We start from the raw sequence: 13,338 nt of genomic DNA on the forward strand, positions 1-13,338 counted from the left end.
CAAATACAAAGCAGGAATAAAAAAATAGGACAGTCGTTACAAATGGGAACAGAAAATACAGTACATAAAACAATAGAGCAGTCGCAACAGGAGATTATAGATGAATTTGAATTCCTAACCGACTGGATGGATAAATATGAAATGATCATTCAGATGGGCAAAGAACTGCCTGAGATTGATCAACAGTACAAGGTACCAGAGAACCTGATCAAAGGTTGTCAGTCACAAGTCTGGCTGCATGCCGATTTTAAAGAAGGTAAGCTCTTCTTTTCGGCGGACAGCGATGCATTGATCACAAAAGGTTTGGTGGCCCTGGTTGTACGGGTCCTATCTGGACATAGTCCCAAGGAAATCATTGCCAGCGATTTGCATTTTGTGGATGATATCGGACTTAAAAGCCATCTGTCACCCACCAGATCCAATGGATTACTCTCCATGTTAAAGCAGATCAAGCATTATGCGATTGCCTTTAACACCTTGCAGCATTAATAATCATCAACTGAAAAAAAAGAACGGTTATGTCAAACGAAATTACCCTTAGAGACCTGATAGAAGATACACTTCGCACCGTATATGACCCGGAAATTCCTTGCAATATCATGGAACTCGGCCTGGTCTATAAAATAGAAGTGAAAGAAGATAACGTGGTCTTTATCACCATGACCCTTACGGCGCCCAATTGCCCGGTTGCAGGCGATATCGTCAATGAAGTGCAGCAAAAGGTGCAGGATATCCAGGGCGTAAAAGAAGCCCATATTCAACTGACCTTTGACCCGGCCTGGGATAAGGACATGATGAGCGATGAGGCAAAACTGGAACTGGGATTTATGTAATTCACCTATTAACCTGAACGCACTTGAATAAGGCGCTTTTTTTCATATTTATCGTTGTATTTGGGTTATACGTCCCATTTAGCCGCCGACCGGACTTTTTTGACGGTCTGAAAACGCCGGCTGTTATTCATTTTAGGTTGGATAGTAGCACACATAAACAAAAACCTTTTGCGCTGTTTACACTAAATGGCCAGACTGGTTACAGCGTACCGGCCGGTTATTTATTCCGGTCTTTTAATGAGGGAGATAAAGTGGAGGTGATTTATGAAAATGCCGATCCCACAAAAGGCGCAGTTTACAGTTGGTGGGGCTATTGGATCACCTGGAAGGAACTGCTTTTTTGCATTATAGGCTATTTTGTGCTTTTCCAGGCTGCTAAATCTATTGTGCATGCGCCGGCGGAAGAAGCCATGGAAGAACTGCGTAATTATGAAAAAAAGCCCAAGACCCGAAAGCCACGGTATAAATAAAAAAGGGCATCAAGACCAGTCAATAAAGTAAAAATCTAGTTTTTAGTCTCCATCTTTTGTTATGTCCAAAGGCCCATCAAAGCCTCTCCTGTTCTAGGGGGTAAAGATGCAAGTAACTTTTTGAAGCAGTTGCGATCTGATAAAAATAGCATAGTCAGCAAGGAAAAGTTATTGGCCATTCAAGAGGATGCAAAAAAAAACTGCGGGCCATTATTGTAAAGTCCTGCTTTGCAGTGAGCGGGAGGTGCTCGTTTTTGCATAAATAACATATTGTGTTATTTATGAATATTATATTTATGGTTGTACTTATGGGATGGCTTTTATATTATTAAATCCATCCATTTCTAGGGTAAATTAACAATTTTTGTATTTTTCTCCAGTCTTTCCCTCTAATAATTGGGGATTTTAGGCTGTTTTTAATAGAAAAATAAATATTTTACGGTAATTTCTTAATTTATTTAATAATTCTCCTTTATCTTAGCCAACGTAAACGTTTGCATAGGTGAATAAAAAAATAACAATTACCGATTTGGCAGAAACCCTGGGGACAACCCCGGGCACAGTATCGCGTGCGTTAAATAACCATCCGGCCATCAGTGATGCCATGAAAAAGAAGGTGCACGCCCTGGCTGATAAACTGCACTACAAAAGAAATCAGATTGCTTCCTCCCTTCGGTTAGGGAAGTCTTACACCATTGGGGTGCTGATACCCAGCGCAGATATTAACTTTTTTGGTTCCGTTGTCCATGGAATAGAAAGTGTAGCCAATGAAAATGGCTATAGGATCTTGCTATTCCAGACCAACGAAGGATATAAATCAGAAATGGAGGGACTGGAGGCGCTTTTATCTGCTCATGTGGATGGTGTATTAGTTTCCATTGCCAAAGAAACCAGGGATTATGGTCATTTTACAGCAGCCAGAGATATTGGTATGCCGCTGGTCTTTTTTGACCGGGCAAAAGAAGGTTTAAATATCTCCTCCGTTGTCATTGATGACTTTAATGGTGCTTTTCTGGCTACAGAACATTTAATAGCGCAAGGGTATCAAAAGATCGCCCATATTGGTGGACAACAACATATCAAGGCATTCAGTGACCGTTTTAACGGGTACAAAGCGGCGCTCAAAAAACATAAGCTCCCTTTTAAAAAGCAATGGATTTTTGATGGAGATGTCTCCATTGAGGCCGGTAAAGAGGCCATCGCTTATTTCTTAAAACAAAAAGAAAGTCCAGATGCCGTCTTTGCAGTAGAGGATTACTCTGCTTTGGGTGCCATGAAGGAGCTCAAAAGCAGAAAAATATCTGTACCGGAAGCATTTGGCGTATTCGGGTTCGCCAATGAATTATTTGCCGAACATATAACACCTAGTCTGTCCTCTGTGGATCAGCAAACCATTATGATGGGTAAAGAGGCCATGAGCCTTTTACTCTCCATTATCGATGCCAAAAAAGGCCAACCAGCCTGCAAGAGCATCATCTTAAACCCCGTGCTTTGCACGAGGGAATCCTCTCAAAAATTATCCAATTATCAAAGCATATAAGTCAAACAAATGCATCTCATTATCAACAAAATAAAACAAAAATTTGAACAAACGTTCCAGGAAAAACCACTCATTATCAGGGCGCCTGGAAGAGTCAATTTGATAGGCGAACATACCGATTATAATGACGGGTTTGTTTTGCCCGCGGCCATCAATAAGGCCATTTACATAGGGCTGTCCAAAAGACAAGATGATCAGATTCATCTGGTCTCCATTGATCTGGATGAATCTTTCACCGGAAGGGTGCAGGTGCTTGAGCAAAATGATCAGCATTGGACACTGTACATTTTGGGCGTTGTGCAGCAACTGCAAAAAGCAGGTCTTAAGGTGGGCGGCTTTAATCTGGTGTTTTCAGGAGATATACCGCTGGGAGCGGGACTTTCTTCCTCTGCAGCACTGGAATGTGGTGTGGCATTCGGATTAAATGAACTCTTTGCGCTTGGGCTGGAAAGGGTCCAGATGGTAAAAATGGCACAGGCAGCCGAAAATGAATTTGTCGGTGTTAAATGTGGAATCATGGATCAGTTCGCTTCCATGATGGGCAAAAAGAACTTTGTGATACAACTGGATTGCCGCTCACTGGATTATACGTATAATCCAATAGAAATGGAGGGTATTGACATCGTGCTGTTTGATAGCTGCGTCAGCCATTCACTGGCCTCCTCCGAATATAATACACGTAGACAGCAGTGTGAACAAGGCGTAAAGCTGATCAGGGAAAAATACCCACAGGTAAAAACACTTAGAGATGCCACTCAGGATATGCTTGATGAGCTGGTCAAAGACCAGGATCCGGTGGTATACCGTAGATGCCGTTATGTGGTGCAGGAAAACAGACGACTGCTGGAAGGCTGTGAAGACCTGAAAAGGGGAGATGTCGCTGCTTTTGGTCAGAAAATGTATGAGACGCATACAGGACTGAGCAAAAATTATGAGGTCAGTTGTCCTGAACTGGACTTTCTGATAGACTGCGTTAAGGACCAGCCAGGCGTATTAGGTGCCCGGATGATGGGTGGCGGTTTTGGCGGTTGTACGATAAATCTGGTAAAAAAAGAAGCCATTCAAGATCTGATCAGTGAAGTCAGTGCTAAATATGAAGCACATACCGGCAAAAAACCAAAGGTATATGTAGCACAGACAGAAGCAGGCGTTGGCATTGTCCACGAAACAGAGGGAGCTGTTGTCCATTCGTAAAATGAATTTGTATACAGCTTTATAATAATTAAAGTAAAAACATTCACTCTTTATCAATCAAAATCTAAAAGCAGGTGCTACGCATTAAATCAAAAGTTTTTATGCTACAATAAAATTGAGTATAGATCGTGGCACCCCAAACTAAAAAAATGAAGTTACATCTGAATCTGATCGATGGTTTGGTCATTTTTACCTATTTTATTTTTGTGCTTGGCATTGGTTATGTGTTGAAGCGAAAAATGAAAACATCCAACGACTTTCTGATGAGTGGTCGCTCTATTCCAATGTGGGTGGCATCACTGGCCTTTATTTCGGCCAATTTAGGTGCGCAGGAAGTGTTAGGAATGGCTGCCTCAGGCGCCAAATATGGTCTTTTCACCACCCACTTCTATTGGTTGGGGGCCGCCATTGCCATGGTATTTTTGGGGATATTTATGATGCCCTTTTATTACGGCAGTAAGGCCAGAAGTGTCCCGGAGTATCTGGCCTTGCGTTATGATGAAAAGACAAGGGGCTTTAATGCCATCACCTTTGCGATCATGACCATTTTTTCCTCTGGTATTTCTTTGTATGCACTTGCTATATTACTAGAGGCGATGCTAGGTTGGAGTTTTAGCTCTTCCATTGTTGTTGCTTCTATTATCGTTTTAGCCTATACCTATTTAGGGGGACTTACCTCCGCGGTCTATAATGAAGTACTGCAATTCTTCCTGATTGTATTGGGTATAGCGCCGCTGGTTTATTTAGGCCTGCACCATGTAGGGGGCTGGGAAGGCATAAAACACAACCTGGAGGGCACGAACTTACTCCATGTCTGGAAGGGTATGGGTAGCGCTTCTACCAATCCGCTGGGGACCAACTGGGGAAGTCTGGTCTTTGGGTTAGGCTTTGTATTGGCATTTGGCTATTGGTGTACGGACTTTTTGGTGGTACAAAGAGCCATGGTTACTAAAAATATCAATGATGCACAGATGACACCCATCTATGCTTCCATCCCCAAGATCTTTATGCCGATCATTGTGATTTTGCCAGGAATCATTGCGCTGGTGCTGATGAAAACCGACCCCAGCTATACAATTCCACTGGCAAAAGGAGGTGGGTATGATTATAATATGACGCTCCCTTCCTTATTACAACATTTTTATCCCAATGGTTTATTAGGTGTAGGGCTGACGGCCTTGATCGCTTCATTTATGAGTGGAATGGCAGGCAATGTCACTGCCTTTAATACGGTGTTTACCTTTGATATTTATCAGTCTTATATCAAGAAGGGAGCATCCGATCAACATTATCTGAATGTAGGGAAAGCAGTTACGGTCTTTGGTATTGCTGCCTCCGTTGCCACCGCCTATCTGGCCAGGAGCTTTGATAATATCATGGACTTTTTACAATTGGTTTTTGGCTTTATCAATGCGCCTTTATTTGCAACTTTCTTTTTAGGCATGTTCTGGAAAAAAGCAACTGCCAATGGTGCTTTCTATGGGCTGATCAGTGGCACGCTGGCCGCCGCGGCGACCCATGGATTGACAGTGGCAGAAGGAAAAGGTGGCTGGCTCTCTCATTTACTGGGAAGTCAACCGCTATATGAATATGGTTCTTCCATGGGGCAGAACTTTAATATTGCCTCGGTTGCCTTTATCGTTTGCTTTTTAGTGACCTGGCTAATCAGCCTGTTTACACAAAGACGCAAAGAGTCTGAACTAGTTGGTCTGGTATATTCACTCACAGAAAGACAAAAAACAGGACATTACGTATGGTATAAAAACCCTGTTATTGTAGGGTCACTAGTGGTTATTGTCACCATTGCTTTTAATATCATCTTCTATTAAACTGATTAAATCTGATGAATTATGGAAAATAACAGTATGGATCTGCGCTCCGTTATCGGTTGGTTCTTTATGATCATAAGCGTACTGCTCTTGATCGCTTCATTTACCACCGAAAATGGCCATGAAATCAACCTGATTACCGGAATTACTTTCCTTATATTTGGTGGGGTCATGTATTTACTCTCCAGAAATGGCAAGAAAAAAGCTAAAGCAGCAAAAGCAGCTGCCTCAAAGGTTGAGTGATCTTAAGGGTCTTGTTTTCATTATGGAGAAATAGACATTGTCCAAAATGAGTACAAGAACATTTGATGTAAATTTAGTATAGTATATTAATAAAAAGGGTCCGCCGCGGCGGACCCTTTTTATTTCCTCTATATTTTGCTGCAATAGCGAACGAAGGGGGTTTGCTGTCCCGGCTAATTACTTGGTTACTGCAGTTTGAAAACCCTTTTCACTTCGTTATAATCTTCTTTATTAACGTTTTTATGTGCATTATATAAAGAACTTGGGATGGAGACTACCTTGACTACCAGATTAGGGCCACTGTAATTTGGTCCTTTGTTGGTATTGTTGGCATAACTTAAAGCGGTTAAAGTGACAAAGCCACCAACATTATCAATACCTGATTCTGCTAAGAAATCAAAAATATTGCCACTTGCATCAGATCTGCTTAAACTAGGGGCTAATTCAAAGGTATTACCATCATCAAATGAGTAATATATCCAGACAGCACCTTTATCATTAATAGAGGCAGTTATTTCTGGTTCATCATATTTAACAGTGTAACCAATGCCATCTGTAGTTGCCTTCCAATCGGAATTGTGTACTTCAAATACCGTTGTCAATGCCTGTGCATCCACATAAGGTGTGTCATCATTTTTACTACAGCTAACGAATACCAGGCTGGCACATAATATGGCCGCTATGGAAAATAAAGTCCTTTTCATAAATGTGTTATTTAATGGTTAATGTACTTGTTTAAAAAAATACGTTAATAATTATTGGGCCTGGTTTTATTCCCAGAACGGCCTAGAATTTTAAGGCATTAATCATGCCTAAAATCTTGATTGTCTGGATTACTAAGCCATCTGTCGATTATTCTTTGGATGTTATTAATTAGCAAAAGATTAATCGTTAGTGAAAAAATATATACCCAATCGCAATGGCGCCTATTACGCCTAAAATATCTGCTGCCAGTCCCACCCATACCGCATATCTGACCTTTTTAATACCCACACTGCCAAAATATAAGGCAATAATATAAAACGTGGTATCCGCAGAGCCGTTAAAGGTACAGGCCAGTTTACCGACAAAACTGTCCGGACCAAAGGTCTGCATGGTATCAATCATTAGCCCCCGGGCGCCACTGCCGCTAAAAGGCTTCATAATGGCCACCGGTAGGGAAGGAACAAAATCTGTATTAAAGCCCATGGCATGAATGATATATCCGATGCCATCTGTCAGATAACCAAGTGCGCCGCAGTCCCTGAATACTCTGATGGCCACCAGCATACCGACCAGATAGGGAATAATTTTTACAACGATTACCCAGCCATCCTTGGCGCCTTCAATAAAAGTATCAAAAACGGACACCTTTTTATAAGCACCCGCAATAATAATGAGAATAATGACCAGTAGCAGTACCAGACTGCCTGCGATTTTGCTAAAAACTTCTTTGCCGGCCGTGCTCATCGTGCCAACACCAATTAAAAGACCCACAATCAGGGCAAAAATACCTATCAACCAACCCACTAGCACAAAATCCCATTTAATTTTTTGTTTCAGGCCGGTTATAAGAATGGCCATAAGCGTTGTAAAGACCGTTCCCAGCACGCAGGGTATAAATATACTGGCCGCTTCGTGCGAACCGGCAGCTAGTCTATAGGCAATAATAGACAGGGGAATCAGCGTCAGCCCGCTAGTATGTAGCACCAAAAACATAATCTGGGCATTGCTGGCGACTTCTTTTTTAGGATTTAACTCCTGCAGGCTTTCCATGGCCTTTAGGCCAAAAGGTGTAGCTGCATTATCCAGTCCCAGCATATTGGCAGAGAAGTTCATGACCATTTCTCCCATTGCGGGATGATTTTGTGGTACTTCCGGGAATAGACGGCGCATAAAAGGATTCAGGATCCGGGCCAGCTTTGCAATTGCACCGGCTTTCTCAGCGATCTTCATCAGTCCCAGGAAAAATACCATAGTGCCGGCCAGGGGAAAGGCTACCTGTGTGACAGAAGTCGTTGCACTATCAAAAATGCCATCTGTCAAGGTCTTAAAGATCTCCACATCACCCAGAAAAAAGAATTTAATCAGAGCAATGACAAATGCAATAACAAAAAAGGCGATCCAGACGACATTTAAAGCCATGTATGTTACCGGTTAGTGATAATGATCTTGTAAAAATAGGGGATTCTTAGCTGAACACAATAACAACAAAGATATTTCCGAAGTAGAATTTCAACGAGTTATTTGCCAGGGCCTTGCTTTTTTTTCAAATAATTTTTGCGCAGTTGGTTTACATTAATTATAACGCCGATTGCAAGGATGGCAATCAGCAAAAAGAACTTATCTGTATAAGGAACACCATAATGCTTGTAAAAAGCCAGTGCAATACCCGTCAAACAGGCAATGAGTACAATCCAGCAATAAGTATTACTATTGGTCACCTTTTCAAATTGCTGTTTAATATCTTGCGGTGACTCAGGCTTGTTTGGATCCAAGGAGGCCATGAATAGATTATTGGTTAATTTAAACTGGTTAACAATAGGGTGAGCTTGCAATCAACAAAATTTGCCTGATTGGTCGCCCGTGGTTGCATTTATGCCGTGTTACTGGATAATCAGTTATAAACATGGTTTTTTGCAAATCTGTTCAAAGATATTTAGAACTGTGGACAAAAGTACTTAAGTGACCAAATTTGTCTGATGAAAATTGTAGTTGGATTTTGTACCTGCACTTGTTATTAGAAGATTAACGCCTATGAGCAAAAAGCATAATCCAGTAATTATTCGTACCTTTTGCTCTTATTTAAATATTGTGATAGACCGGCAATCAAAATAATGGCAGGCGGTCTGCCATCTAAGAAGCGAGTGTGTAATGGACCCTGGTACAAATCCGCTGAAACGCTTTGCTAATGAGTGTTAGGCAAAAAAATATAAAGTTAGGATTTCGGAAAATTATATTCAATTTTGTACTTTCGCTCCTTGTTGGAAAATTAGCGCAAACGTTACCATATATTACAATTTTTTAAAATGTCTAAAAAAGTAAGTAAAATAGCGATTCTGACTTCCGGAGGAGATGCACCCGGAATGAATGCCACCATCCGGGCAGTTGTACGTACCGGAGTGTATTTGGGACTGGAAGTTTATGGTATTATGCGTGGCTATAGTGGGATGATGGAGGATGATATCTTTCCCATGGGCTCCAAAACAGTTGCAAATATCATTCAAAGAGGGGGAACTATTTTAAAATCAGCACGTTGCAGAGAGTTTTATACAGAAGAGGGCCGGGCGCAGGCATATGCCAATTTAAAGAAACGAGGCATTGACGGACTGGTGGTTATTGGCGGAGATGGCAGTTTTACGGGGGCCATGAAACTGCAAAATGAATTTGGATTACCTGTTATTGGACTACCTGGCACCATCGATAAGGATTTGTATGGTACAGATTTTACAATTGGCTTTGACACAGCCTGTAACACAGCAGTGCAGGCAATTGATAAAATCCGCGATACCGCAGATGCCCATGACCGTTTGTTTATAGTAGAGGTAATGGGACGCCATGCCGGTTATATTGCCCTTCACAGTGGAATTGCTACCGGTGCAGAAACCATTTTGATTCCCGAAGCTGCGACCAATATTGAGGATGTAATTGCTTCTCTCTCGGAAAAAGAAAAACGAAAAAAACTGGTCAATATCATTGTCGTTGCAGAAGGGGACGCTTTTGGCGGCGCAAATGAAGTCGCTAAGATCGTCCGGGAACGACTCCCTAATTTTGATACTAAGGTGTCCATTCTGGGGCATATTCAACGTGGCGGGTCGCCTACCTGTATTGATCGGCTGGTTGCCAGCCGAATGGGCTACCATGCAGTGGAAGCCCTGATTGCAGGTAAATCCAATGTGATGGTCGGTATCATTAATAATGAGATCGTATATACGCCGCTGGAAGTGGCCATCCGTGAAAAGGATTCGATCGATGAGAATTGGTTACGTATTGTAAAGATACTGGCCAGCTAAAGAAAAGAAGAGTAAAGCGCTGAATGAATCATTAAAATCTGACAGCGCTTTTCTGCTTGCATCCATGTAGCCCAGACAGGCTAGTCGGCATTGGCAATGGATGGCAACAATATTTTTTAATGACAAAAAACAAATGGAGAAAATGTCTAAAAACGTAGAGAAATATTTACATAAAGAAATGGATGCCGAAGCGGGTATTCTGCACAATGTTCATAGAACCAAGATTGTAGCCACTGTAGGACCGGCATGTGAAAAATATGAACAATTACTGGCACTTGTTAAAGCCGGGGTAAATGTTTTTCGCTTAAACTTTTCTCATGGAAGTCATGAAAATAAGGCCGAGATCATCGAAAGCATCCGCAAAATCAATGAAAAAGAGCCTTATAATGTTGCCATACTGGGTGACTTGCAGGGACCTAAACTGCGCGTAGGGCAAATCGAAAACAATAAACTGGCGATTGAACCAGGGGATATTCTGACCTTTACTTCAACAGAGAAGGTTATTGGAACCAAGGAGAAAATATATGTTTCTTATCCCAATCTGCATAACGATGTAAGTGTGGGAGAGAAAATTTTAATCGATGATGGTAAACTGGAGGTGGTCGTCACTGAGGTGGACCAAAAATCAGGGGATGTGAAGGTTAGAGTGACTTATGGTGGCAATTTATTACCCAATAAAGGTGTAAATCTGCCAGATACAGAAATCTCATTACCGGCTATGACTCCAAAAGATATTGAGGATCTGGATTTTATTATCGCCAAACAACTCGATTGGGTAGCACTGTCTTTTGTCCGCAAGGCAGAGGATATCGTTGATTTGAAAAGAAGGGTGAAAGAACAAAATAGCAAAATCAAGGTGATGGCTAAAATTGAAATGCCTTCTGCTATGGATGATTTGCGCAATATCGTCAATGAATCAGACGGGGTAATGGTCGCCCGTGGTGATCTGGGTGTGGAATTGCCGGTGGAAAAGGTTCCGATGGCGCAAAGAGAGATCATCCGCAAATGTATTCATAGATCTAAGCCGGTCATTGTTGCTACACAAATGATGGAATCCATGATGGATAGGACCAAACCCAACAGAAGTGAAATTACCGATGTTGCCAATGCGGTTCTGGAAGGTACGGATGCTGTTATGTTAAGTGGTGAAACGGCTATGGGGAATCATCCGGTACTTGTGGTGGAAACCATGCGCAAAATCATTATGGAAGTAGAACGCACGGATTATTATTATGACAGAGAGGAAGACCTTAAGGTGATTGCCCATTCTCCGACCATGTTAAGTGATGCCATCTGTTATAATGCCTGTAAGATTGCTTCCGAAGTAAGTGCCTCTGCTTTGGTAGGTATGACGCAAAGCGGGTATACCGGCTTTAGAATCTCCAGTTACCGTCCTAAAACACCGTTATATATCTTCACAAAAGAACAGCAACTGGTTAACCAGCTAAGCCTCAGCTGGGGTGTTAGAGCCTTTTTCTATGATGAGGAAGAATCTTTGGATGAGATCATCAATGACCAGATTAACATCCTTAGAGAACGTCGTTTTATCAAAGCAGAAGATATTGTCGTAAATACAGGTAGTACACCAGTTGAAAAACATCTGCCAACCAATATTTTGAAAATTACTAAGGTTACGGATTAATCAACAACTTGACTTATCTGCCGTTAGGCAGATGGATCACACATAGCGCAGAAAATAAATAAAGCAGCCTGAATTCAATGTAATAATTGTTCAGGCTGCTTTTTTATTTATTGAATCTCGATCTGTATCTGGAAAATAAATTGCGTGATTTAATCCTTTATTTATCGAGGTAATTCGAGGTAATGTTATGTCTATTTTTCAAGTGACTGATGCCTATCAGGCTTCATATTGCCATTTTAAGGAATTGGAACGCCGCGCGGTAGCGTGTCTTCATGTCCAAAAAGCTCAATTAACTGCGAGACATGAACCTTCTTTCAATAAGTTGCTCAAACTGCTTCGTGATGGGGTTTTGCGTATCCCAGCCGAGTTTTAATCTAAGCTCCCTTTCTGACCACGCATGCGCTTCCGGAAAGCTATTGAATTTATTGAGCGTTATAATACTGCGCTCGTACATGGATTCATCTCCCCTGAACAGTTCACTGATGAAAAGATATCTGTCATTGATCCCTATGGCACTGGCTAAATTTTCAATAGGGGTGCTTTGCATTTTATGCGCCCACTCTTCCTCAGGCTGGCTCAGTTGCTCATTCAATTCTTGATAATGCTGCTGTTGATAACTGCTATTGTAACTATTGTCTATTTCTTTAGTTAGCGGCTGGTTTTGAACAAGTGTTGGTGCTTCAACTCCGCCTGGCATGCCATAATCTGCCCAGGTACTGAAATTCTCATGTATAAATGCCAGATGTCTTCTTTTGTCTGCCTGCACCTCATCAGCAGAATTTTCAGGATCTGGCTCGGCTGCCGTTATATTTTCTTGTGTATTATTTGAGGCAGGGACGGGGCTTTCTTGCTCAGCCGGATTTTCACTTTGCCCATTAGCCGTAAAATCAGGGGCCTGGGTTAAAGGAGGCTGAACATTAGCGGCATTCGCCTGAGCAGCTTCAACGGAAGCTTGCTTTACAGTTGGTTCACCGTGGTCTTGCTGCTCCTGTTGAATAGCTTGTTGGATTTGCGGGCTGTCCTCCGGGACACTGGTCGGGTATTCAGCTGCTTGCAGCGGTGTAAATGAAAGGTCTTCATTTTCAGGCTGTAAGGTGAATAATTCCTTTTGGATAGGTTCCGTATGTGTGGTAGATGCCGGTTCCGGGGTATTTTGTGTTACAGGTGCTTGTTTTGCCGCTTCAATGGTGATGTCTCTGGGGGGAACAGGTATACTGGATGCTATTGGTTCCACCTTTCCAAAGCTATGACTATCAGTTGCAGCGGCAGGAACCGCCTCGGTCAGGATTGTGGGGGGCTGGAGCAGCGCGTCGCCCTCTGCCAGGGGGGCACTTAGCGGGGCAGTAGGTGCCGCCAATGCTACATGCCGCTCTACTGGCTTACCAGCAAAGGGCATTACCACACTGACGCTTGCATGCCTTGGGGCCGCATGGCCGTTGTTGAGATGTATTTGCTGTAACTCTGCCAGTAGTCTCTGGGTAGCAGACAACATGTCTTGAACATTGCCATCTTTTGCCTGAGATTGTAATGAATCAATGAGTCTATGTACACTTTCCAGATTTATTTCCGGTTTTTCCATAATCTATGCAGAGGGT

The 13,338-nt window shown here is 42.2% G+C and carries 13 protein-coding genes; 9 read left to right on the forward strand and 4 right to left on the reverse strand.

Annotation, left to right across the window (positions count from 1 at the left end):
* The first annotated feature begins 42 nt into the window (after positions 1–42).
* The 7 genes from FSB73_RS14050 (at position 43) to FSB73_RS14080 (ending at position 6,109) form a co-directional block, all read left to right on the forward strand.
* Positions 43–489: a SufE family protein gene (locus tag FSB73_RS14050; RefSeq protein ID WP_146783417.1), complete on the forward strand. Its 447-nt coding sequence runs from the start codon at positions 43–45 to the stop codon at positions 487–489.
* Positions 490–518: 29 nt separating this feature from the next.
* Positions 519–833 carry an iron-sulfur cluster assembly protein gene (locus tag FSB73_RS14055; protein ID WP_146783418.1) on the forward strand — a complete coding sequence of 105 codons (315 nt, stop codon included), beginning with the start codon at positions 519–521 and terminating at the stop codon, positions 831–833.
* Positions 834–856: 23 nt separating this feature from the next.
* Positions 857–1,303, forward strand: a complete 447-nt coding sequence (locus FSB73_RS14060) for a hypothetical protein (protein ID WP_146783420.1) — start codon at positions 857–859, stop codon at positions 1,301–1,303.
* A gap of 502 nt (positions 1,304–1,805) precedes the next feature.
* Complete coding sequence (locus FSB73_RS14065; RefSeq protein WP_146783422.1) at positions 1,806–2,843, forward strand: LacI family DNA-binding transcriptional regulator; 1,038 nt, start codon at positions 1,806–1,808, stop codon at positions 2,841–2,843.
* Between the two features lie 9 nt (positions 2,844–2,852).
* Positions 2,853–4,037: a galactokinase gene (locus tag FSB73_RS14070; protein WP_146783424.1), complete on the forward strand. Its 1,185-nt coding sequence runs from the start codon at positions 2,853–2,855 to the stop codon at positions 4,035–4,037.
* A 149-nt stretch (positions 4,038–4,186) separates the two neighbouring features.
* Positions 4,187–5,866: a sodium:solute symporter family protein gene (locus FSB73_RS14075; RefSeq protein ID WP_146783426.1), complete on the forward strand. Its 1,680-nt coding sequence runs from the start codon at positions 4,187–4,189 to the stop codon at positions 5,864–5,866.
* Positions 5,867–5,887: 21 nt separating this feature from the next.
* Positions 5,888–6,109: a hypothetical protein gene (locus FSB73_RS14080; RefSeq protein ID WP_146783429.1), complete on the forward strand. Its 222-nt coding sequence runs from the start codon at positions 5,888–5,890 to the stop codon at positions 6,107–6,109.
* A gap of 185 nt (positions 6,110–6,294) precedes the next feature.
* On the opposite strand, the gene FSB73_RS14085 is transcribed toward FSB73_RS14080, so the two are convergent.
* The 3 genes from FSB73_RS14085 to FSB73_RS14095 all read right to left on the reverse strand — a co-directional run bounded on the left by FSB73_RS14085 (position 6,295) and on the right by FSB73_RS14095 (position 8,646).
* Entirely contained in the window at positions 6,295–6,813 is a 519-nt protein-coding gene (locus FSB73_RS14085; protein ID WP_146783432.1) for a hypothetical protein, read from the reverse strand.
* 187 nt (positions 6,814–7,000) lie between these two features.
* A complete protein-coding gene (locus FSB73_RS14090; RefSeq protein ID WP_146783435.1) occupies positions 7,001–8,233 on the reverse strand; it encodes a nucleoside recognition domain-containing protein in 1,233 nt (410 codons plus the stop codon).
* A 98-nt stretch (positions 8,234–8,331) separates the two neighbouring features.
* A complete protein-coding gene (locus tag FSB73_RS14095) occupies positions 8,332–8,646 on the reverse strand; it encodes a hypothetical protein (RefSeq protein ID WP_146783440.1) in 315 nt (104 codons plus the stop codon).
* A gap of 471 nt (positions 8,647–9,117) precedes the next feature.
* Here FSB73_RS14095 and pfkA point away from each other — a divergent pair, with 471 nt between their 5' ends.
* Positions 9,118–10,101, forward strand: a complete 984-nt coding sequence (pfkA, locus tag FSB73_RS14100) for a 6-phosphofructokinase (protein WP_146783443.1) — start codon at positions 9,118–9,120, stop codon at positions 10,099–10,101.
* Between the two features lie 142 nt (positions 10,102–10,243).
* Positions 10,244–11,743, forward strand: coding sequence for a pyruvate kinase (gene pyk, locus FSB73_RS14105; RefSeq protein ID WP_146783446.1), 1,500 nt, complete (start codon positions 10,244–10,246; stop codon positions 11,741–11,743).
* 289 nt (positions 11,744–12,032) lie between these two features.
* Here the strand turns inward: pyk and FSB73_RS14110 are convergent, their stop codons facing one another.
* A complete protein-coding gene (locus FSB73_RS14110) occupies positions 12,033–13,322 on the reverse strand; it encodes a hypothetical protein (RefSeq protein ID WP_146783449.1) in 1,290 nt (429 codons plus the stop codon).
* Between the last annotated feature and the right edge of the window lie 16 nt (positions 13,323–13,338).

This window comes from Arachidicoccus ginsenosidivorans (genome assembly GCF_007971385.1).
Classification (GTDB): Bacteria; Bacteroidota; Bacteroidia; order Chitinophagales; family Chitinophagaceae; genus Arachidicoccus; species Arachidicoccus ginsenosidivorans.